This window comes from Ensifer adhaerens, from assembly GCF_002940685.1.
Classification (GTDB): domain Bacteria; phylum Pseudomonadota; class Alphaproteobacteria; order Rhizobiales; family Rhizobiaceae; genus Ensifer; species Ensifer adhaerens_E.
The window spans coordinates 12,602-34,164 of sequence record NZ_PNFP01000026.1; the positions used below are offsets into that span (position 1 = coordinate 12,602).

20 protein-coding genes and 2 pseudogenes are annotated in these 21,563 nt (G+C 61.6%); 3 read left to right on the forward strand and 19 right to left on the reverse strand.

Going from position 1 to position 21,563, the window contains the following annotated elements; translation table 11 throughout:
• Positions 1-24: 24 nt before the first annotated feature.
• Positions 25-521: pseudogene (locus tag C1A35_RS32890) on the reverse strand (DUF305 domain-containing protein).
• 567 nt (positions 522-1,088) lie between these two features.
• Here C1A35_RS32890 and copM point away from each other — a divergent pair.
• Entirely contained in the window at positions 1,089-1,505 is a 417-nt protein-coding gene (gene copM, locus C1A35_RS32900) for a CopM family metallochaperone (protein WP_104668437.1), read from the forward strand.
• 69 nt (positions 1,506-1,574) lie between these two features.
• Here the strand turns inward: copM and C1A35_RS32905 are convergent, their stop codons facing one another.
• Together C1A35_RS32905 and C1A35_RS32910 are read right to left on the reverse strand one after the other, a co-directional pair.
• Positions 1,575-1,796, reverse strand: a complete 222-nt coding sequence (locus C1A35_RS32905) for a DUF2933 domain-containing protein (RefSeq protein ID WP_104668438.1) — start codon at positions 1,794-1,796, stop codon at positions 1,575-1,577.
• A pseudogene (locus C1A35_RS32910) lies at positions 1,793-2,259 on the reverse strand (HAD-IC family P-type ATPase); the annotation flags it as partial. The gene C1A35_RS32905 and the pseudogene C1A35_RS32910, both read right to left, overlap by 4 nt.
• 399 nt (positions 2,260-2,658) lie before the next feature.
• Here C1A35_RS32910 and C1A35_RS32915 point away from each other — a divergent pair.
• On the forward strand, positions 2,659-3,165 hold the full coding sequence (locus tag C1A35_RS32915) for a cytochrome c (RefSeq protein WP_234823106.1): 507 nt from the start codon (positions 2,659-2,661) through the stop codon (positions 3,163-3,165).
• A 9-nt stretch (positions 3,166-3,174) separates the two neighbouring features.
• On the opposite strand, the gene C1A35_RS32920 is transcribed toward C1A35_RS32915, so the two are convergent.
• The 4 genes from C1A35_RS32920 to C1A35_RS32935 form a co-directional block, all read right to left on the reverse strand.
• Positions 3,175-3,693, reverse strand: coding sequence for a hypothetical protein (locus C1A35_RS32920; RefSeq protein ID WP_337442011.1), 519 nt, complete (start codon positions 3,691-3,693; stop codon positions 3,175-3,177).
• A 2-nt stretch (positions 3,694-3,695) separates the two neighbouring features.
• Positions 3,696-3,875 (reverse strand): hypothetical protein, encoded by a 180-nt coding sequence (locus C1A35_RS32925; protein WP_234823104.1) that lies wholly within the window; start codon positions 3,873-3,875, stop codon positions 3,696-3,698.
• 307 nt (positions 3,876-4,182) lie between these two features.
• Positions 4,183-5,259, reverse strand: a complete 1,077-nt coding sequence (gene nirK, locus C1A35_RS32930; RefSeq protein ID WP_104668442.1) for a copper-containing nitrite reductase — start codon at positions 5,257-5,259, stop codon at positions 4,183-4,185.
• A 271-nt stretch (positions 5,260-5,530) separates the two neighbouring features.
• Complete coding sequence (locus C1A35_RS32935) at positions 5,531-5,752, reverse strand: heavy-metal-associated domain-containing protein (RefSeq protein WP_104668443.1); 222 nt, start codon at positions 5,750-5,752, stop codon at positions 5,531-5,533.
• Between the two features lie 209 nt (positions 5,753-5,961).
• On the opposite strand from C1A35_RS32935, the gene C1A35_RS32940 reads away from it, so the two are divergent.
• On the forward strand, positions 5,962-6,609 hold the full coding sequence (locus C1A35_RS32940; RefSeq protein WP_104668444.1) for a Spy/CpxP family protein refolding chaperone: 648 nt from the start codon (positions 5,962-5,964) through the stop codon (positions 6,607-6,609).
• A 442-nt stretch (positions 6,610-7,051) separates the two neighbouring features.
• On the opposite strand, the gene C1A35_RS32950 is transcribed toward C1A35_RS32940, so the two are convergent.
• The 12 genes from C1A35_RS32950 to C1A35_RS37150 form a co-directional block, all read right to left on the reverse strand.
• Complete coding sequence (locus C1A35_RS32950) at positions 7,052-7,936, reverse strand: DMT family transporter (RefSeq protein WP_104668475.1); 885 nt, start codon at positions 7,934-7,936, stop codon at positions 7,052-7,054.
• 250 nt (positions 7,937-8,186) lie between these two features.
• Positions 8,187-9,371, reverse strand: a complete 1,185-nt coding sequence (locus tag C1A35_RS32955; RefSeq protein ID WP_104668445.1) for a methionine adenosyltransferase — start codon at positions 9,369-9,371, stop codon at positions 8,187-8,189.
• Positions 9,372-9,417: 46 nt separating this feature from the next.
• Complete coding sequence (locus C1A35_RS32960) at positions 9,418-11,016, reverse strand: ABC1 kinase family protein (protein WP_104668446.1); 1,599 nt, start codon at positions 11,014-11,016, stop codon at positions 9,418-9,420.
• A 27-nt stretch (positions 11,017-11,043) separates the two neighbouring features.
• Positions 11,044-11,586, reverse strand: a complete 543-nt coding sequence (locus C1A35_RS36905) for a hypothetical protein (RefSeq protein WP_063891485.1) — start codon at positions 11,584-11,586, stop codon at positions 11,044-11,046.
• Positions 11,587-11,633: 47 nt separating this feature from the next.
• Positions 11,634-12,308 carry a methyltransferase family protein gene (locus C1A35_RS32970; protein WP_104668447.1) on the reverse strand — a complete coding sequence of 225 codons (675 nt, stop codon included), beginning with the start codon at positions 12,306-12,308 and terminating at the stop codon, positions 11,634-11,636.
• A 139-nt stretch (positions 12,309-12,447) separates the two neighbouring features.
• Positions 12,448-13,755, reverse strand: coding sequence for a glucoamylase family protein (locus C1A35_RS32975; protein ID WP_104668448.1), 1,308 nt, complete (start codon positions 13,753-13,755; stop codon positions 12,448-12,450).
• A gap of 45 nt (positions 13,756-13,800) precedes the next feature.
• Complete coding sequence (locus C1A35_RS36170) at positions 13,801-13,947, reverse strand: hypothetical protein (RefSeq protein WP_158665228.1); 147 nt, start codon at positions 13,945-13,947, stop codon at positions 13,801-13,803.
• A 141-nt stretch (positions 13,948-14,088) separates the two neighbouring features.
• On the reverse strand, positions 14,089-16,275 hold the full coding sequence (locus C1A35_RS32980) for a heavy metal translocating P-type ATPase (protein ID WP_104668449.1): 2,187 nt from the start codon (positions 16,273-16,275) through the stop codon (positions 14,089-14,091).
• A gap of 156 nt (positions 16,276-16,431) precedes the next feature.
• Positions 16,432-17,388: a ribose-phosphate pyrophosphokinase gene (locus C1A35_RS32985; protein ID WP_104668450.1), complete on the reverse strand. Its 957-nt coding sequence runs from the start codon at positions 17,386-17,388 to the stop codon at positions 16,432-16,434.
• Entirely contained in the window at positions 17,385-19,730 is a 2,346-nt protein-coding gene (locus C1A35_RS32990) for a heavy metal translocating P-type ATPase (RefSeq protein WP_104668451.1), read from the reverse strand. Before C1A35_RS32990 ends, C1A35_RS32985 begins: the two co-directional genes overlap by 4 nt.
• A gap of 80 nt (positions 19,731-19,810) precedes the next feature.
• Positions 19,811-21,367 carry a thymidine phosphorylase family protein gene (locus tag C1A35_RS32995; protein ID WP_104668452.1) on the reverse strand — a complete coding sequence of 519 codons (1,557 nt, stop codon included), beginning with the start codon at positions 21,365-21,367 and terminating at the stop codon, positions 19,811-19,813.
• Positions 21,364-21,540 (reverse strand): MBL fold metallo-hydrolase RNA specificity domain-containing protein, encoded by a 177-nt coding sequence (locus C1A35_RS37150; RefSeq protein WP_158665229.1) that lies wholly within the window; start codon positions 21,538-21,540, stop codon positions 21,364-21,366. The genes C1A35_RS32995 and C1A35_RS37150 overlap by 4 nt, the downstream gene beginning before the upstream one ends.
• Positions 21,541-21,563 lie beyond the last annotated feature (23 nt).

The window sequence follows — 21,563 nt, forward strand, 5'->3', positions numbered from 1 at the left end:
CGGACGGGCCGGTCCTCACGAGTCTTATCCGGAGGTATTCAATCTCGCTCGAATCCCGTCCATCTGCTCGATTTCCTTGCGCTGCCCTCGGAGATCCGATTGCAGAGATCGATCAGCTCGGCGTCCGTCAGACGCGCTTCGCGACACATGAGAATTGCTCCCGAGTGGTGCGGGATCATGGAAGCGATGAACTGACGGTCGTCGATGAGCGCCTGGGTGCGTGTTCCTGCGAATGCCACAACGAAGAGGGCGGCCAGCCCGAGGTAGAAGGCTGTGTTCAGATCCTTCCACTTGTACATGCCCCCCATGGTCGCGAGCATGAGGATCCCCATTGAAGCCACCATGGCCAGGGCCATGCAGGCGGTGTTGAGGTTGTTGCGGAGATCGCTCCAGCCGTCGATCATCGAGAACATCACGAGGTACATGACCACCAGGCTGAGCACCATGTTTATCCCGAACATGAGGTAGTGATGCCCCGTCGCGGCTTCGTGGGAGAGCGGCTGTTCGTCGTGTTCCTTCATGGCGGGCCTCCTTCGATCGGCCATCGTCCGACAGCCAAAGCGTGTGAGATGCAGCTTGCGCACCCTAGGAACCGGCTGTCTGATGGTAGCTTCCGAGAAAAACCGCTTTCCCGGCGCGTGGCTAGACCTTCAAGCCGAATCCGGTCGGCCGTGGAACGGAACTTTCACCCGGACGGCTAGTTTATGCCGCGAAGGAATGGCGCCCATGCCGGATTTGAGAGCGTTTCCCCGATTGATCGGAATTGCGGTCCTGTGCGTCCTGCTCGTGGGTCTTCACGGCGTGGCCGCCGCGGCATACGGCGCGGATCCGCATTGTCCCTCGATCTCGGAGCCGCACCAGACGTTTCCCGGTGCGTGTCACCGCGTCGGTTGCTGCACGAAACTGCAGTGCTGCCCGGTCCTGCTCGAAGCGGCATCCCACACAGCTCCGGATGCCGACTCACTACGCCGCACCACGTTTCTCGACGAACACCACCCGTTCCTGCTCGTTCGTGCGCTCTATCCTCCCCCTAAGCCCAGACTCTCCTGAAATCGAACGCAGCCCACATTCAAGATAGGAGAACCCAGATGAACATCGTGCTGAAGTTTGCGATCGCAGCGGCGGCCGTGCCGATCTCATTTTCCGTTTCCATCGCGCCCGCCGCTGCACAGATGGCCATGCCGGACGGCTGCAAGTCGGAGATGCACGCCGCCGGCGACATGAAGATGCCGCAGATGGGGCAGATGGCTGACCATCAGAAAGCGATGATGGAGTCGATGCAGAAGATGCACCCGGCCATGATGCAGGGAATGATGGCCAAGGACCCGGATGTCGCGTTCGTCTGCGGCATGATCGGCCATCACATGGGCGCGATCAGCATGTCAGAGGTCGAGCTGAAGTACGGCGATGACGAGCAGGCCAAGACCATGGCCAAGAACATCATCGATGCCCAGAAGAAGGAAATCGAAGAGATGAGCAAATGGGTCAACGAGCACGCGAAGTGATTCCTCGGCAGCTCGATGACCTCGTTCGGCGGAGGCGGCATTCGCGACCGCTTCCGCCGAGCGAGCGTGTCATGTGATGTCGCCCGGTTTCGTCGGGTGGTCTCCACCGTCATGGCGATGTCCGCCATGGCCACCGTGACCGCCATGAAAGGAGTGCATCAAAGGGCAGGCAAGCAGTATTAGGTAGGGCGTGAAGCCCAGGGCGTGCTGCCAGTGCTCGCGAAGGAAGAAGAACGCGGCGATCACCGCGAGCGACATTGCAAACAAGGTCCATCTCCGATCCCAGTTCATATCCGGACACTCCTCAATCTTAGAGAATTCCCGATCACGCTGACCGACGAGAGGGCCATCGCCGCCGCCGCGATGATCGGGGACAGCCGCGACGGGCACTCCGGCGGCGTTGTAGATGAAGGCGAAGAACAGGTTCTGCCGGATGTTCTTCATCGTCGCATGGCTCATCTGCCGCGCCCGCGCGATCCCTTGGAGGTCGCCCTTGAGCAGGGTCACCCGCGCTCTCGATCGCAACGTCGGTTCCGATGCCCATGGCGATGCCGACATCGGCGGCGGCGAGCGCAGGCGCGTCGTTCACGGCGTCTCCCGCCATGGCGACGATGCGGCCTTCCTTGCGCAGGCGCGCGACGATCTCGCTCTTGTGTTCCGGCAAGATTTCCGCATCGACTTCCGTGATGCCGAGCTTGCGGGCGACAGCGTCAGCCGTGGTCTTGTTGTCCCCGGTCAGCATCACCACCCGGACGCATTAGTTGAGCAACGTCTGCAAGCCTTCATGGAGTGTTGGTCGCTGTCGGCATGAAGATCGGGCTCAACCTAGGAGGAGACGGCAGCTTGACTGCCGCCAGTGTGCGTACCGCATTCGACAGGGTTGGCCTCAGCCATCGGCACGAACAGAAACAGAATTGCGACGACGGCGGCCAGCAGAGACCCTGCACGTTTCGGGACGATGTGACTGGCGGCGACATGGTTTCGTTCGCACCCCATGCTGTCTTCGAGCATAATGTGCCTTGCATGCGGGCATCGCCTCGACCTTGATCAATCGACGCTGCCTGCGAAGACTTTGTGACGCCGCATCGGACCAAACTGGGAGAGCATGAGATTGAAGGCGAGACCACTGGTACTGTCAGCAGCCGTCTTCACCATGGCAATCTCCGCAGCGACGGGCCAATCGACGTCACCGAAGGTGGCCGAGCGGCAGCAGGACATGAAGGCGATGGCAGGTGCGGCCAAGATCATCGACGCCATGTTCAAAGGCACCTCGCCATACGATTCAAGAGCTTTCAAAGCGGCCGCCGAATCCATCCGGGTCCATTCCGGAAATAAGCTCTCGGCCCTGTTCGGAGCTCCGGTTGTCGCCGAAGGCACCAAAGCCAGCGCCAGCATCGAGGCAGATCGGCCAACGTTCGACAGGCTGGCGGCGGAGCTCGCCGCTTATGCTGCCGCGCTTTCCATCGCGGCAGATCGGAACCCGGATGTTCTTTCGCCCGGAATGCGCATGCCGGGTGGTGACGCGATGATGGGCGGGCCGCTCGCCAAGAGGAAGGCGGCGGCTCCAGATCCGATGAAGATGCCTGCCGAACACGCCTTCCACATGATGCTGCAGACGTGCACCTCCTGCCACGCCAAGTTTCGAGTGAAGGGCGAGTAGCAGCCGTCTCTACAGCAGTTTCCCGAGCTGCCCCTGCTGTTTGCGCCAACCGTGCCGCGTCAATCCGCGCGGTTTGAAAATAGAGAGCACCGTCGTCGTGATCAGAGTGATAATGCCGCCCGCAGCATGAAGCACGAGTGAGCGTCGCAAGCTGAGAAGGTCGGCTTTTGCCAACGCCCCTTCGACTGCTGCTGCCGCGACATAGTCGATGATCTCCAATTGCAGCAGCAGAACGACAGCGGTGAGAACCGTCAGCAGGAATTTCGCCAGCACCCAATAGTGTCGGAACAGGCCCCAGGCGGTACCCAGTGCTTGAACCAGTCCGGTCAGGAGCGAGGCGAAAACAAGTGGAACTATGACGAGCCGGGCCACTGATTGCATCGCGACGTACGAACTCAGTGCCGTGCCAAAATCCTCCCTGCCGAGCGCGACAAGGGCAAGCACGAGGAAGCAGGCGACCGCGCCGAGCGAACTGACCGAGGACGTGACGTGGCAAACGAGCATGAGCTTTCGCAGGAAAGGCGGCATCGTCACGGTCGGTCACCTGTCGCCGGAATTTCACTGTCGGACAGCATGTGGCGGCCTGGTCCGTGCGGGCCGCCGATATCAAAGGCAATGACAACCGCCGCCAGCAAAATCAGCACGGCGACCACGATCCCGGAGAGTTTCACCCAGCGCGGCGCTCCGGGGTAAGGGGACTGGTCTGCCATCTTCGCTCGCCTCGTGGCCATGCCTTTTTCGATACCGAAATTCTACCGAGGGATAGCTGAAGTTAGCACTCAACTGTCGACTTCCAAAACAAGGATGCAGATTTGATGTTGGGACGTTGCTAGCAGGCAGTAAAAGCCGACCCACGAGGCGTGTATAGCTCCTGCCACAGACAAATGCTGTTTGACGCACCTTATGGGCGCAGCCCCTGGTCTCGCTAAACAGCCTGACCACAGAGGGGATTCTGGCCTGGAGCCAGCGCCTCGATCGCGGCTGCTAAACGCGTCCGAGGCAATCTGAGCGTTGATATTAGTGAGAGCTATGTTCGCTGTGCTCCACTTCGGCCTTTGGGGGCGTGGCGCTCTGGAACACCTCGGCGCGGTTCTCGCCGTTCACGACCAGCTTGCCCACCAGCCCGCGTGCCGCCCGCGACAAGGCGTGATCCACGAGGACGTATTCGCCGGGAACCTCCGGCTTCATGTCGACCGCGGCGGCGCCTCCAGGAGGCACGGTGATCGTCTGGACGTCGGATAGTGGCTCCGTCGTCAACGAGGCCAACTGGTAGACCTTGTCGAAGATTTCTCCGATCACATGGAAGCTGGATGTCTTGTTCGGGCCGCCGACACCGAAGTAAATGCGGACTGTCTCGCCGACCTTCGCCGTCAGTGCATTGTCGCCCGTAAGCGCGTTGGCGGCCCCGTTGAAGACGTAGTATTCCGGGTCTTCATCGAGCAGCCGTTCGACGCTCTCCGTCAGCTTCCCCTTGGAGCCGTATGGCTGCGACGTGTAGACCTCGCCCTGCATCACGTAGAACTCCCGATCAACGGGCGGCAGGCCGCCTGTCGGTTCGACGAGGATCAGGCCATACATGCCGTTGGCGATGTGATGGGCGGCCATTGGCACTGCGCAGTGATAGACGTACAGCCCCGGTTTCAGCGCCTTGAATGAAAAGCCCTTCGTTTCTCCCGGTGCGGTATCGGTCGCGACCGCTCCGCCGCCAGGTCCGGTCACGGCGTGGAAATCGACGCTGTGGCGTTCGCTGCTGTCGGCCCGGTTGGACAGTTCCACCTGGATTGTGTCGCCAACGCGGGCACGCACGAACGGGCCTGGGATCTTCTTGTTGAACGTCCAGTAGTGGTACGTCGCGCCGTCTGCGAGCTTTCCCGTCACCTCGACCGTGTCGAGTTTCACCGTGACCGTCGCAGGCTCGCTTCTTGCAATCGGGGGCACTAGGTCAGTGGCAGGACGGACAATGTCCAGTGGAGCCTTGGCACTGCCATTTTCCGCCGGATGCTCGTGGGAGCCGGCTGCGAGGGCTGATGTTCCGGTCGCCGCCAGAAATGCGAGTGTCAGGGCTGCATACGAGGGTCGGGAAGGGCATTTCATGGCGGGCTCCTGAGCAATACTTGTTACTCAGGTATTCAAGACCTCGCCGGCGCTGCGATCTTTGACCTACCACAAGGACGGCAAGTCCTCGCGAAATCGTGATTGCCGGGCGAGTTCCGGTGCGCGAGGGGTCAGGATTGCCGCAAGCCGCTCTGCTTCGATCTTAGGCGTAGGATGGACCAGCGCCCGACGGGTTCGAGGATCGCATCGGCGCGATTCACGACATTGGCAGCGGGCGCGCTCAGCAAAAAGTACGCCCGCCGCTGTGACGTCACGCGACGTGGCCGCAGCAGGACTTCTTGAAGGAGGCCTGGTAGCCCGCTTCCTCGATCGCGGAAACAAATGCATCGGAGGCCACCGGAGAATCGATCGATGCGGTCTTGGCATCGAGATCGACGGCGACCTTGGCGTTGGAGTCGACCGACTTCACCGCCTTTTCGACGGCTCCGGCGCAGTGTCCGCAGGTCATGTCGGGGATGTTGAGATGGTACATTCGAGTTGCCTCCATGGAGTTCTGGTAGCCCGAATGTGGTGCTTCCAACGATGGGTAGGTCAAGAGGCATCCGACAGAATCTGCACGTTGCTCATCTTCGTCTTCGAGCCTTGGCGACTTCTGATCCGAGCTTGATCTGCGTCAATGTGAACTGTCGCGACCGTCGTACCCTCATATCCAGTCGTTTATCGGAGCTTAGGAGAAGCGCAATGACGACACTGCGGACGATCCTGCTGGCGGGTACGGTGCTCATGCTCTCGACGCCAGTCTTTGCGGAAGACGCGCATCATCCCGAGACCTCTGTGGAGCAGACGAGCGAGCAGGCAGCCCAGCCGTCGGATTCCGCGGCGGACCCGAATTCCATGATGTCCTGCGGCATGATGTCGGGTGACATGATGGGCAACATGATGCGGATGATGGCCGGCGGGCCCGGACGAATGAGACCGCCGGGCATGGGGCCGATGGCCGAGATGATGGCCCCTGAACATGTCGAGGGACGGATCGCGTTCCTGAAGACAGAGCTCAAGATAACGTCGGAGCAGGAGGCGTCGTGGAACGCCTTCGCGGACGTTCTGCGTGCGAATGCTGGCGGCATGAAGGATGGCATGATGCAAATGCCAGACGCGATGGGAATGCCGGGCGGGGCCGCGGCTACCCCGCTGCAGCGTCTCGAACGGCGGGAGAGCGTGTTGAACAGCCGTCTCGAAGGCGTGCGGAAATTGAAAGCCGCCCTTGAGCCTCTCTATCAATCGTTCGGGGCAGAGCAGAAGCAGATGGCCGACAAGCTGCTCCTGCCTCCAATGATGGGGATGATGTTGGGAGAGCCGGGGTCGCGCATGGCATCCGAGCCGCGCTGAACTGTGCACCAGCGCAGTTTGGCGCGAGCAAGGATTGAGAAAGCCCTCTGCGCTTGGAGGAGACGATGTTTCGTGCCCGGTCCCTCACCAGAACATACCTGACCGGCGAACACCGAGCTGACTTCCCTTGGAGAGCGCGGGTTTACGCTACCCACGTCAGCACGTCGGGGTAGTCTTCCACAATCTCATACCGAGCCTGACCGCCTATGAGAACGTCGCGTCGGTCACAGAAATGTCGGCCAATCCATGCGGCCCGCCGAGGCGCTAGTAGCCGATCATCCGGCACGCTGCGTTTTAGGCCCATCTCCGCAGATTGGTTGCTTTTCTCATGGAGGTCGAGGCCCACCTCTTGCTGAGGTTCTCGAGGCAAGCGGTTAATGCTGGTTTCCGGCCGACATGATTTGCGTTTTAGGCTGGGTCAAGGGAATGCACAACCTCTGTCTCAGGTGGAAACCTTCGAGGGATCAAGCTGCACCAGAACCACGCCGGCGACAACAGCCCCGACGCCGGTGAACTGGATCCAATCGAGGTGTTCAGCGAAAAAGGCGCCGCCTATTGCAAGTCCAATCGAGGGAGTCAGTAAAGCAAAAGCGTTAGCTTGGTTCAGACTGACGTGCTCCAATGTTGTGAACCAGAGCCAATGGGGCAGCGCGGTGCCAAACAAAGCAAGAGTTGCTGCAACCGCTAGGAATTCCCCTGACCACACGATGGATGAAACGTCTTCGGTCAGCATTGAAAGCAGCACGAGTGGCAATGCGCCGAAGAGGACCAGGAAACCCATTGCCATCGCGGCGTCAACTCGGCCCGATAGGCGTTTCATAACTACATTGCCACTAGCTACCCCACTGGCGGCGAGCAGAATGTAGCCTATTCCCAGATCGAACTTAGGCATATCGCCGGAAAGAATACCGGGCCAGGCAATAGCCACTATGCCCGTGAATCCAATAGTAAATCCGAGCTGGCCCAACCTATTGAGCCGCTCGCCAAGGACAATGCGTCCAAGCAATGCCGCCAAAAGCGGCTGCGCGTTCGCAATAACCGTGGCTATTCCTGGCGAAACGAACTCGGCTGCATGAAACATGCCAATGAAGCCGAGCGTCGTCGTGCCGAGCCCAGCTACGGCGATCAACGACCATGTGACGACGCCGTGCGGTACTGGTCGTCCGAGAAGGAAGGCTACGACCAAGAGTCCGGCGCCCGCCATGGACGCGCGTGTCGCAGCAAAAGCAAGGTGCGGCGCGAGACCAAGGCCAACCGTAATCAACGGGAAGCAGGAAGCTGAAAGCGCCATCACGGCTATGAGGCGGAGTACAGTGCTTAATGTCATGCCCTTCCCCCATGCTTCGGTCCCTGCGATGCCGCACGCGGGCATGTGCTGTCCGGTTTTCAGTCTATCGCTTCTGGCAAACAAGTTTTCCGAAGCAAACCGGCCGTAAAACACTGATGCACGGCCATCGTTTCGGTGAATCGTGTTCACTTGCGCAGCGAGGAAGGATGCAGGTTGCCGTTCGTCCTCCCTGCCTGCGCTGCTGTAGTTCGACCGAACGCCGGCACAGCTTGCATGTGAGAAACAAGCGTCAGAACACGGCTATCGTGCCGTCTACGAATTCGTCAATCAGGCCCGGCAACCTGTTGAGGTGGTCTTCCGCGACACTTGCCACCTGCTGCCTGACGTCGGAGACGGCCAATTCCTTGTGCGTCGCGACCTTCAGGTGCAGCACCGACGGCCGATTTACGGGGTCGCCGATGCGGCTTACCATCAGGCAGTTGGCGGCATCGACGCCTGGGACCCTGCGGACGATGGCCTCCGCGATCCGCTGCGCGACGACATTGTAGATTTTTCCGATATGCGTGACTGGATTCTTGCCCGCCGCCGCCTCAAGGCTCATCGGCCGGAAGGGTGTGATCAGGCCGTTGACCCGGTTGCCTCGGCCCACCTGACCGTCGTCGCCTGCCTCGGCGGAGGTTCCGGTAACGGTGAGAAACAACATTCCGGCGGCGTCGGCAGTGTTGATCCCAACGTCGCATTCGTGAAAGCCGTGGCGCTGGGCAAGTTCTCGCACAGCGTCGCCGAGTGCGGACTTTTCCCCCACGTAATCGCCGATGTGGGCAACATGACGGTCGATCATCGCGCACGCGACCGTCAAACGGACTGACCGGTGATGGCGCACGCCCATCACCTTGACGTCCTCGCCCCAGGCCGGGTGGTCGTCACTGCGGTCGCGGCCGTTGATCTGGTGCTCCACCGCAAGCACGAGTCTTTCGAGTGCACTCGCCGGAGCATAGCCGGTGCCGAACGAGGTGTCATTAGCGAGTGGCGTCCGATCGTTGCGGGAGAACAGATCACGCAAGTCTTGCGAACCCGGCTGGACGAGCGCGTGAATTCGCACGTGACGGTCGACGTCGAGCGCATGCAGGTTGGCTTGCAGCCACGACCGCGACCCTTCGATCGCGATGTCTTCAATCGGGATGACCTCGTCGCCGAGCCGCGATGTCGCCCGTCCGGCCAGATAAATATTGATCGGCGCATCAACTGAGCCGCCGCCGAAAGCAGGGGTGGAGCGGCCTGCGCACAAGAGCGCCTTATCGACGTTGTGATGGAGAATGCGGCCGAAACGCTGCTGATAGATGCGGCAGAGATTCCGGGAAAGCGTCTCGGCGAGGGCGTCGCAGATCGTATCCGGATGGCCCAGACCTTTGCGTTCCACGACCTCGACCGGATCATCCGTGGCGATGAGGTCCGATATCGTCAGCGCAAGCATTGCTAATCTCCTTTCGTAAAGCCCGCTGGCTCTTGCCCTCCGGGTTTCAGAGCCTGCCGGAGCGGGAGATCGCCCGCAGGAGGCGAAGCGTGAACCATAGCGCGAGAGCAAAGGCGAACGCTGCGAATACCGGAACCTCGCCGAAAATACGTGGTCCTGCTGCTTCCATCAGCAGCGCCCCGGACACGAAGAGACCGGCAGCCATCAGGGCGAGCACGAGGCGATTGCTGCTCTTGTCGAGGTGTTCATGCAGACCCTTGAGTTCGCGCACATGCAGACTGAGCACCAGGCCACTGCCTTCCCGCGCAAGCTGCTGGACCCATGTGCTGAGCAGCGACGGCAGGTCGTGCGCGGTATCCGCGGCATCGAGCCTCGTGCGACTGATCGTGGTTGCCCAATCGGTCCGCTTCATCGCCGCTTCCAGGATGCCAGGGGCCTTTGACTGCAGGGTTTCGAGAAGCTGGAAATCAGGATCGAGGATGCGCACGGTGTGCTCGGCGAGAAACATCGCACGCATCAGAACAAGAAGATCCAGCGGGACAAAGACATTTTGTGCCTGCCCGAGCCGCGTCACGCGCAAGAACGCTTCCGCCAGTGACCAATCCTTGAGCGGCAGCGCCGCATAGTCGCCGATGATCTCCACTAGGCCGCGACGAAACTCGCTCCGGTCCAGTTCTCCGCCCAAAATTCCGAGATCAATCGCGGCCTGGAGGAGCCAATCGGCGTCCTGACGAACGAAGGCCGTGGCAAAGGCGGCGAGCTTGTGTCGCATGCCCCGATCGAGAAACCCGACGATTCCGAAATCATGGAGGCAAAGCCGGCCGTCTTTGGTGACGAAGAGATTGCCCGGATGCGGGTCGGCATGAAACACTCCCAACACGAAAATCTGATGAAGGTAGGCGTCGACGAAGTTTCCAGCGAGGCGAGGACCGTCCGATCTCAAGGATGCGTCATCGATCCGCAACCCGCTGCTTCGCTCCTGGACGATCACGGTCTCTGAGACGAGATCATCGACCACATCCGGAATCTTGAGGGTCGGCCAATCGGCGAAGGCCGTCACGAAGCTCCTGATGCTTCTTGCCTCGCGGCAGAAATCGATCTCCTTTAAGAGATTGGTCCATATCTCCGAGACGATGCGCAGCGGCTGATAGTGGCGCAGGCGCGGCATGATGACCGTCGCCACGCGCGCAAGCCAGAACAGGGAACGCATGTCCTGATTGATCTGACGCTTCAGGCCTGGCCGGCGAACCTTGACGATGACACTTCTTCCGTCCCGAAGGCGTGCGCCATGCACCTGCGCGACGGAGGCCGCGGCAAGCGGCGTTTTCTCTAAGTCGACAAACAACTCCGGTACGGGCCTGCCAAGGCCGCGCTCGATCTCCTCGATGGCGACGCTCGTGGGGAAGGGCGAAACATGGTCCTGCAGCTTCTGCAAGGCGACGACGTAGTCATCGGGCAAGATGTCTCGGCGTATGCTGAGCGCCTGGCCAAACTTGATGAACGTCGTACCAAGGCTTTCGAGACTAACGCGAAATCGCTCGGACGAGGGCGGTTTCGAGGGGAGGAAATGAAGGCGCCGCAGGGCGCTTCCCAGCGCGAACGCCGTGGCCACGTAGACGATGTGAAAGATACGGAATATCGGCATCTAACATGTCAATCGGTTGCCCGTGCCTCATCTCGTGTGCTGATACGCGAAACCGACCCGAACAGGATGCTCCCGGCCGGGGACGCTGATCCGGAGTTGGATATCGTACCGGTCGGTGCCGAGCAGCGTGACGAAGTTGCCGTAAGTGACTGTTTCGGCGATCGCCATTGGCTGCAATTCGATCGTTTTCATGCCGACATGGCCCAGGCCCGACACGGTCGCCGTCACTCCGGCGTTTTCGATCCGCGCTCCGCTCAGCGCGTCGAAGATCGCGACCACGATATGGTACTGGTGCGCTCCACTGGTCGCGCCATCGTGCATGCTCGTTTCGCGATGCTCCTTCGGATGGCCCCGTATCATGGCGGCGGGCAGGATCCCGAGGTAGACGGCGAGATCATCGACGACCCGGTAGTTCTCGCCTTCGGACGCGGCCGAGGCATGAGATGTCGCGAACGCGGTCATGAAGGCGATGGCGAGGAGCGTCAGCAGGCATTGCCGCCAAACCGACCGATACTCGCGCGCCAGAGCAACTGCGGTCGCTTCAGACCTATACCTTCCTGAATGCAACATGGCCGTCCTCCCATTCGAAAGACCTGGCTTATTGCGTGTCGTCTCTGCTAGTTCCGCCCCTCGGCATCCGGTTTCGAGACGCGCGTGAATCTGCCTAGACGCGGAATGAAGGCCGGCACCTCGCGCATGTATTGTTCGTATGCGGGTCCGAATTCTGCGAGGGTTTCACGTTCTTCCATGCGCGCCAGCCGCACGTACATGAAAACCAGAATCGGGAACATCGCGAGGGTCAGCAACGTCGGCCATTGCAGCAGAAAGCCCAGCATTACCAGTACGAAGCCGACGTACTGCGGATGGCGGACGTGCGCGTAGACCCCGGTCGTGGCTAGGGCCCGTCGGCTCTGGGCTTCGTAAAGCACCTTCCAGCCGGCGGATATCAGCAGGAATCCTCCACCGATGAAGACGAAGCTCAGGAGGTGGAATGGGCCGAAATGCGGGTTGGTCCTCCAGCCGAACAGCTCCTCGAGAAGGTGTCCTGCATCGTGCGAGAACCAGTCGATGCCGGGATAGCGGCTCTGCAGCCAGCCGGAGAGCAGATAGATCGTCAGGGGAAAGCCGTACATTTCCGTGAACAGTGCGACGAGGAAAGCGCTGAATGCACCGAACGACCGCCAGTCACGCTTTGTCTGCGGGCGGAAGAAGGAGAAGGCGAAGATGATGAAGATCGCGGAATTGACGATCACCAATGACCAAAGGCCGTAGGCAGGAGCACTGTCATGCATAGTAGCCTCCATCTTGTCAGGTGCAGTCTCGCGGATCGTTTAAGATCTGCGCTTCAAGCGTCATTGTTAATGCTACCGAACTTTGTTGCGGCCAGCTTTGATGCCGATCAAGAAAATGCCCGATCGGCGGGGGCGACGATCACGTCGCTGATAGCCAGCCGCCGCTGAAGCCAGCGCGACGCAGGCCCGCGGTAATGTGGGGGCATCTGCGCATCAGGTTCCACGGCAAGCCGCTTTGGTAGTTCTCTATCATCAGCACGATCGGGCCCTGGTTCAGCCCAAAATGCCATGGCGACACCCACCAGCCATACGGGTTGCCGGGCTCGCCCGGATGGGTGGGGTTGAAGGCGGCCTTGAAACCGTATCGGTTCAACGTCTTCAGCTTGGCCTGATGGATGCAATAGTCGATCGCCTGCAGGACGATTTCCGGGGCGAACGGCAAGGAGGCGACGACAGCCCAAGGGGCAAGCGTGCCGTCGTCCGGTCCATAGGGAACGCCGCGGCCGATGTAGTCGTAGAACTCTCGCTCAATGCCCTTCGACTTGAGCGTTGCGGGGCCAGGCCCCTCGCTTGCAGTTATCCCCCAACAGCATTCGCGATAGCCCTCGAACTTGCGGGGGTTCTCGATCGCATAAGCCCGCTGCACGTAACTTGCCCGCCGGCTGTTTTCGAAATAGTCGATTCCCTTACCATGCATGTAGGCGTCCTGAATCCCGCGAAAGTCGATCCAGACGTGAGACAGTTGATGCGTGAAGAGTGGTCCCGCGTAGAGATACTCATAGCCGTAGCAACTCTCCCACCGATAGGAGGAGGTCCAAGCGTCGTAGCACGATTCCGGGAGTGGATGGGTTGGCGATCCGAGCCCAAGAACGTAGAGCAGCAGCGCCTCGTTGTAGCCCTCCCAGCGGTATTCCAGGAAGCCGCTCTCGGGTTTCCAGCCATGCGTCACCGTCGCGCCACCGTTCAGTGCCCATTGCCAGTCCGCCCGGCGGTAGAGCGCGTCGGCGATCTCGGATATCTCCCGTTCGCGAGCATCCGCCGCATCAAAATACGCAGCCGCGGCCAGGGCCCCGGCATATAGGAGGGCGCTGTCTATCGTCGACAGCTCGCATTGCCAAGCGCGACGGCCGGTCGTCATGTCGAGAAAGTGATAGTAGAAACCCTTATATCCCGTGGCGTCGGGCTCCGGGCCTTGCGGGCTCTGCCAGAAAAAGCGGAGTGTGGCCAGCGTTCGTGCCATGGCCGCCTCGCGGGTCATCAGACCGCGCTCCACCGCGACGGGGTAGCAGGCGAGCGCGAGACCTGTGGCCGCGATGCTGGCCGGCCAATTCGGGGCCGTCTTGTCGAGGATTAGGCCATTCGCGGGGTTCACTTCGTTGAGAAAGTAGTCAAACGTCTCCTGCTGAAGTTGGCGAAGCTCGTCGATCGAGTTGTTCCCCATCCTCATGAGAGGCCTCTTCATTGCGGGCGCAGTGTGCACGATCAACGGCAGTCACCCGTTGGAGTCGCCGCGATCGCCTTTCTGCTCGGGTGTTGGCAGCGGCTGCAGGCTGAGATAGGTGACCGTCGCCATCACCGCCGGACATGCAAGCAGTAGTACGAGGGTCAGCAGCGTCCACCACGAGACACCGAACAGCACGAGGACCACTCCTCCGAGCGCCAACATTACGGGCAGGCACGCCCATGCAAGACGGTACGGACCCGTCCGTGGCCGCGTGCCGGATGCGGGGCGGGATTCCGGGGAGTGTTGAAGGGGTTTTGTACTCATTTCACTTCTCCATCAACGTACCAACGAGATTTTCGCTCGTTTCAGCAGTGCGGAATTGACGATCACCGACAACGAGCTGAGCGCCATGGCCGCCGCGGCTATGATGGGATTGAGGAAGCCGAGGGCGGCGACGGGTATGCCGATGCTGTTGTAGATGAAGGCCCAGAAAAGGTTCTGCTTGATCTTGCGGAGGGTCGCGCGTGACAGCCGGATCGCCATCACGACCTCACGCACGTCGTCCTTGATCAAAACGATCCCGCCAGTTTCCTTGGCGACGTCCGAACCCGAGCCGATCGCGATGCCGATGTCGGCGGTGGCGAGCGCCGGAGCGTCGTTGACGCCGTCACCGACCATTGCCACCATCTTGCCGCCCGCTTGCAGGTCCTTGATGATGCGGGCCTTGTCTCCGGGCAGGACCTCGGCGATGACCCGGTTGATGCCGAGCTGCCGGGCGACCGCCGTCGCGGTGCGCTCATTGTCGCCGGTGAGCAGGATCACCTCGATCCCCTCGCTGCGAAGCGCCACAATCGCCTCCTTCGCCTCGGGCTTGAGTGTGTCGGCGACGGCGATGACACCGATGGCGGCACCGTCCACGGCGACGAGCATCGCGGTTTTGCCTTCTTCCTCAAGAGGCCTCATCGCCTGTTCGGCTTCGGTGATCGCTATGCCTTCATCGCGGAAGAATTGCCGGTTGCCGAGGGCAACACGCCGCCCGTCGACATTTCCTCTGATGCCCTTTCCGGGCACAGCCTCGAAGCCGGCAACGACGGGGTAGATCAACTGGCTATGGCTCGCGGCACGTACGATCGCTTCGCCAAGCGGGTGCTCGGAGCCAACCTCGACCGCGGCGGCAATGCGCAGCACGTCGGCTGCGCTGTTGCCAGCAAGCGGAATGATGTCGGTCACATCCGGTTCGCCGCGCGTCAGCGTGCCTGTCTTGTCGAAGACGACGACCTCGAGCTTTCTGGCCCGTTCGAGCACCTCGGCACCGCGAATGAGGATGCCAGCCTCAGCGCCCTTGCCGACACCGACCATCAGCGCGGCGGGCGTGGCGACGCCGAGCGCGCAGGGGCAAGAGATGATGAGGACGGCAATGAAGGCGAGCAGCGCCTGTGGGAAGTTGCCGGCGGCCCACCAGCCGGCGAAGGCAAGGAACGCCACGCCGACGACCGCCGGCACGAAGTAGCGCGTTACCTGATCGGCCAGCCGTTGCACCTGCGCCGTGCTGGCCTGAGCCTGCTCGACCATCCGGATGATCTGCGAAAGCGCCGTGTCCTTGCCCACGTGCGTGGCCCGGAAGTGCAACATGCCGCTGCGATTGAGCGTCGCTCCGATCACCTTCGAACCTTCAGATTTTTCCACCGGCATGGATTCGCCGGTGAGCATGGATTCGTCCACCGAGGATTGCCCCTCCAACACCTCGCCGTCGGTCGGGATTCGCTCGCCGGGGCGGACGACGACGGTCTCCCCAACCATGATCGACTCGGCGGGTATCTCGGCCTCGGTTCCATCGCGCAGCACATGGGCGACGGCAGGCCTGAGGTCCAGCAGCCGGCGGACGGCGGCCGACGACCGTTTCTTGATGATCTCCTCCATGTACTTGCCAAGTAGGACAAACGCGATAATGACCGCCGAGACTTCGAAATAGACGTCGCGTTCTTCGACTTTGACCGGGAGAAGGTTGGGCGCGAAGACGACCACGACGCTGTAGAGGTAAGCGACGGTCGTCCCGAGCGCGATCAGGAAATCCATGTTGATCATGCGGCTGCGGATGGCCTGCCAGGCACCGACGTAGAAGCTCCAGCCGCCGATGAACTGCACCGGCGTCACCAGGATGAACAGCCAGACGCCCCAGGTGAACCAGGGCAGTGCTGGGATCGGAACCCAGGTCAGAAGGGTGGCGCCGGCGGCGAGCGCGATAAAGGCTCCAGCCCGCAGGATGGCGAGCGCGAGTACCCCGGTGAGTGCGATCGCGACCCTCGTGCGCATGGACTTGAGCTCGCGCTCCGGGTCCTCGAAGGTTCGCAAACAATTCTGGCTGCAGAAATAGTATTTGCGTCCGCCGCGCTCCAAGGTCAGCGCCGTCGCCTTGGCGACCATCATTCCGCAGATCGGGTCCTTGGCGAGCGCGTCGCTGGTGGCCGCGGCCGTCTGGCCGGTATGTAGGTGGTGGGACGCTGTAGTTTGCTCATGCTGCATTGGAGCGAACTCCCAAGCTATTGCGCCTCTTCAGCGGACGATTTCGAGCCCAACCTGGATACCTTGCGATGATGCGCCAACCGAAAGGGCAGTGCATTGATTCCCGTCAATTTGCACTCTTGCATGGGTGCACTCAGCACGTGTCATTGCCGCGCCCTATTGGAACCCTCGATATCGGCGTCTTATCTGCTTCTGGCGACCCGGTTCGGAGCCTTGGAGAAACTCCGCTACTGCGGCTGCCAGCGGCTCCGAAATGTCGATCGCATTCGAGAGATGGACGACCGTATTCGTGGTGGCGATGCGAGCTGAGCTTTCCTTCAGGTTGGCGAAGCTGTCACCAGCGAAGAGTGCATGGACCGCAACACATATGGGCCGCGGGAGACCGCTTGCATGAAGCTGGCGCGCGGTTTCGAGCATGGTCTGCGCCGAGGAGACGATATCGTCCACGAGCACCGGCGTTCGGTCGCCGAAGCCTTTGGTGTCCGGCAGGGATATTCTGACGTCCCGGTCCCCGAAGCGCTCTTTGCGCAGCACCTGATAAGGCGCGCCCACCAGTTCCGCCACGTTCGAGACCCACTGTTCGCTCTCGATGTCGGGTCCGACCAGGAGCGGCTGCTCGACCGTCTCCCTGATCCATTGCGCCACCGCCGCGGCCGCTGCAATGGCTCTCGTCGGAATTGAATAAATGGCGTCGAGCGACGCATAGCGGTGCAAATGCGGGTCGACCGTCGCCAGCCAATCGACCTCGCGTGACAGCGAACGGGCGAAGGTCGCGGAGGTGATTGCTTCCCCCGGCTGAAAACTTTTGTCCTGGCGCATGTAGCAGAGATACGGCGCGATTAGCCCGACCCGGCTCGCTCCGAGGCACCGCGCAGAGCAGGCGGCAAAGATCAGCGGGAGGAATTTGGGATCCGGACGATCGAGTGTGCAGACAAGCCCAACGGAGCGACCTGCCGGAGAGGTGTCGAACCGCAGATAGGTTTCCTCGTCTGGGAACCGGCGTGTCTCGATTTTTCCAAGCTCTGCACCGAGCCGGTTGGCGACTTTTTCCGCCATTTTGTCATTGCCAGGAAGCGGGATGAGCAGCGGCGGGAGATTTTCGAGCCCGGTCATTGTGCCGTCCTCATCTGAGGCGTCGCCGCCGCGACAACCTCTTTGTGCGGCAGCCGGATGCCTTCCAGCTTGGTCCGCTTCAGGAGAAGGGCGTTGATGGCGACAAGTGCCGAGCTGCCGGACATCGCAAGCGCGGCGATCTGCGGGCTGAGAACGAATGGATAGAGCACTCCGGCTGCCAGCGGAAAGGCGAGCACATTATATCCAACCGCCCACCAGAGATTCTGATGCATCTTGCGCAGCGTTGCCTTGGACAGGGCCATTGCCCCGACGACGTCGTAGGGCTCACTCTTCATCAATACGATGTCGGCGCTTTCGATCGCGACGTCCGTCCCAGCGCCGATCGCGAAGCCGACATCGGCCTGGGTCAATGCTGGCGCATCATTGACGCCGTCGCCAACCATCCCGACCTTCAGGCCTTGGGCCTGTAGTTCCTTGATCTTTTCCGCCTTCTGACCGGGCAGCACATCGGCAAGGACGATGTCGATCCCCAGTTGTCCCGCGATCCGTTTGGCTGTGCCAGTGTTGTCTCCGGTCAGCATGGCGACGCGGACGCCCTGCTCGTGCAACCTGGCGATCGTCGCTGCGGAATTTGGTCGCGGCGCGTCGGCGACCGTGATGAGGCCGATGAGCTTTCCCGCTCGGGCGACGTAGGTGACCGTGCGACCCTGGCCCTTGAGCGCCTCCGCCCGCTCTCCCAGCGCGCCGTAGTCGACGGCGTTTTCGTCCATGAGGCGACGATTGCCGACCAGGACAGCCGCGCCGGCGACCTCGGCGCTCGCTCCCCTGCCGTCCATGTAGTGGAAATGCGCGACATCCGGTTTCGATATGCCTTCGGCGCGGTCGAGGATCGCCAATGCAATCGGGTGATCGGAGCTCCGTTCAATGGCAGCAGCGATGCCGAGGAGTTCGTCGGGCGACGTTGCCTCATCGGGAATAATGTCGATCACCTTCGGCTGGCCCATCGTCAGCGTGCCAGTCTTGTCGAAGACGATGACGTTGAGCTTCGTCGCCTCCTCCAGGGCCGCCGCATTCTTGAAGAGGATGCCGTTGGCTGCCCCCAGACCCGTTCCGACCATGACGGCCATCGGCGTCGCGAGCCCAAGCGCGTCGGGGCAGGCGATGACAAAGACGGTGATTGTCAGCGTCAAAGCAAAGAGGAGGGGCTGCCCCAGCAACCAGAACCATACGGCGAAGGTCAGGAGGCCGACGAGGATCGCGGCGAGAACCAGCCACTGCGAGGCGCGGTCGGCGAGCAGTTGCGCCGGCGCTTTCGAGTTCTGCGCCTCCTGGACGAGGTTGACGATCTGCGCGAGCGCCGTGTCCGCCCCGACCTTCGTCGACCGGTATTTGAGTGTTCCACTCTTGTTGATGGTTGCACCGATCACTGGATCGCCGACCTTCTTGCTGACAGGCATGGACTCGCCCGTCAGCATGGATTCATCGATCGTGGACTCGCCCTCGATCACCTCGCCGTCGACCGGCAGCTTGTTTCCGGGGCGGAGTACGACGATATCGCCGAGCACGACATCGGCCGTCGGAATTTCAAGCTCCCGGCCGTCGCGCAATACGGTGGCCTTCGGAGGCGCAAGGTCGAGGAGCGCGCGTATCGCAGCGGACGCGCCGGTTCGCGCCCGCATTTCGAGCCAGTGCCCGAGAAGGATGAAGACGAGCAGAACGGAGGCCGCTTCGTAAAACTGCGGGCCGTCGAAGACGAACGTCGTGCCCACACTGAAGAGGTAACCCGTACCGACACTGAGGATCACCAGTACCGCCATGTTCAGTATGCCGTTGCGCAACGCCCGCCACGACGCGACGAGAAACGGCCACACGGGATAGAGTATGGCTCCGCTGGCAAGCAGGAACATGGTGAGATCCATGCCGAGTCCGAACGGTGGATGAAAAAGCGGTTCGGCAAGCCCCATCGGGTCGAGTGCAAAAACCGGGAGGGTGAAGAGCAGGCTGACGAGGAAGCGGTTTCGCATGTCGCGCACCATGTCCTGCATGTCCATGCCGGCCCCATGTCCCATTTCGTGCGCCATCGCATCATGCGGGGGAGCTGGCTCGGCCCGGCGCTCTCCTATCCTCTCATGTCGCCCGGCGGGCGGCGCGTGGATGTGATGCGGCGTGGCTTCGCCACGGCAATGGAAACCGCACGCCTCGATCTCTCGCGCGAGCTTGGTTGGATGGGTCAGACGTTCATCGAAGGTGATGCTGGCTGTGCTCGAACCCGCATTCATCGCGACCGTTTCGACCCCATGCAGGGACTGCAGCCGCTTCACCACGGCATTGAAGTCGAGGACGCTCAGCAGATCTCGGACTTCCAGTGTCACGGTCTTCATATCTTCATTCCTTCGATGGTGCGGTCCGGTGGCTGATGCCCATGGGGCCGTCGTCGCACGACAATCCGCAGCACACATGCTCAAATCTCCTTCGGCCTGCCTTCGTCGATCTGGATCGCTTCCGGATTGGCATCGGCGTAAGCGAGGGCATATTCCAGTTCCCCGGAGGTCTCCGCATGAACGGAAAACATCGGCTGGCCCGCAGTGATGCGGTCGCCGACGCGCGCATGCATTTCCACGCCAGCCGCCTTGGATCCCGGTGCGCCCGCGAGCTTGGCGATCCTTGCGATCCTGCGGTTATCGATGGCGGTGACATGGCCGCTGCTTTCCGCCAGCCGAGGTCGCCGATGCTTCGCGCTTGGTGGAACGCGCATGCCGCCCTGCGCCTCGCAGATGCGCTGGAACTTCGCCCAGGCCTCGCCGTTCACAACGGTTCGGGCGGCGAGGGCGGCACCTTGGCCGACTGCCGCCTTTCCCGACAGTTCCAGCAGAGCGCCGGCGAGCGCGCAGGCTCGCGCGTGCAGGTCCTCCGGGAAGCCGGGCGTCTGTTGGAGGACGGCGAGCACGTCACGGGCCTCGAGGGCAGGTCCGACACCGACGCCGACGGGCTGGCTGCCGTCGGTGATAACCACACTGGTGGCGATGCCAAACCGCGCGGCGACGCTGGCAAGTTGGACGGAAAGGGCTTCTCCCGCGGCAGAGGTCCGAAGCTTGGCCGTTGGCCCCACCGGAATATCGAGAACCAGATGGCTTGCGCCAGCGGCAACCTTTTTCGACAGAACCGACGCGACGAGCTGCCCCTCGGAATCGAGATCGAGGACTCGCTCGACTCTGATCAGCAGATCGTCGGCCGGGCTGAGGCGAACCGCGCCACCCCAGACAATACAGCCGCCTTCCAGATCGACTACTCTGCGGATTGCAGGAAGGTCGAGATCAACTGGTGCAAGCGTTTCCATCGCGTCGGCCGTTCCGGCGGGCGACGTTATGGCGCGAGAGGACGTCTTCGGCATCGTCAGCCCGAGCGCGGCGGCAATCGCGACAATGATGGGGGTGGTGCGGTTGCCGGGCAGTCCGCCGACGCAATGCTTGTCCACCACGGGCGATTGCTGCCATGTCAAGGTCTCACCGATATCGACCATCACTCGCGTGAGAGCGACCATTTCCTCCCGGTCGAGCGGAAAGGAAGAGCCCGAGACGAGGTAGGCGGCGGTTTCTATTCCGGAGTATCGCCGTGCCGCGATGTCATCCAGTATTTCGCGGAATTGCGCGGCACCCAACCTGTTGCCGAATATTCTGGCGCGGACCTGGCTGAAGGATGTCAGAGGATCAGGGTGCTGGACCGTTATCGGAACATCTTCCTGGACATCCAGCAGTTCCCAGGCGGCGTCCGAAAGTCCGGCCTGTCCAATATCCAGCCAGTCGGCGGACACCTGGAAGAGGGTGGCGATGACGCTCTTTTCGCCGGCTCGAAGCAGAACGCGCGAACGCGACGACAGGCCCTCGGAGCGGCACGCAGGGCAGTCCGAGCGCATGAAGACGACAGGTTCGTCTGAGGTCAACACACCCAGCCGTTTCGCCCTGAGTCGGTGCGGAACCGAATCGCGATCCGGCGTCTTCGGTCCAATTGCCTCGCTCATGCCACCACCACCTTTTCAAGATGCTCGGGGACGCGGCAGGTCCAACCGAGTTCGCCCTCGATACGTTTGCTGAGGGCCTGGGATGCCTCGGGCTCGCCGTGCGAGATGAACGTCCGTTGCGGCGCGGTCTTAAAGCCGCCGAACCATTTCTGAAATGTCGTCCGCCTCCGCATGCGGAAAGCGTGAGATCTTCGGC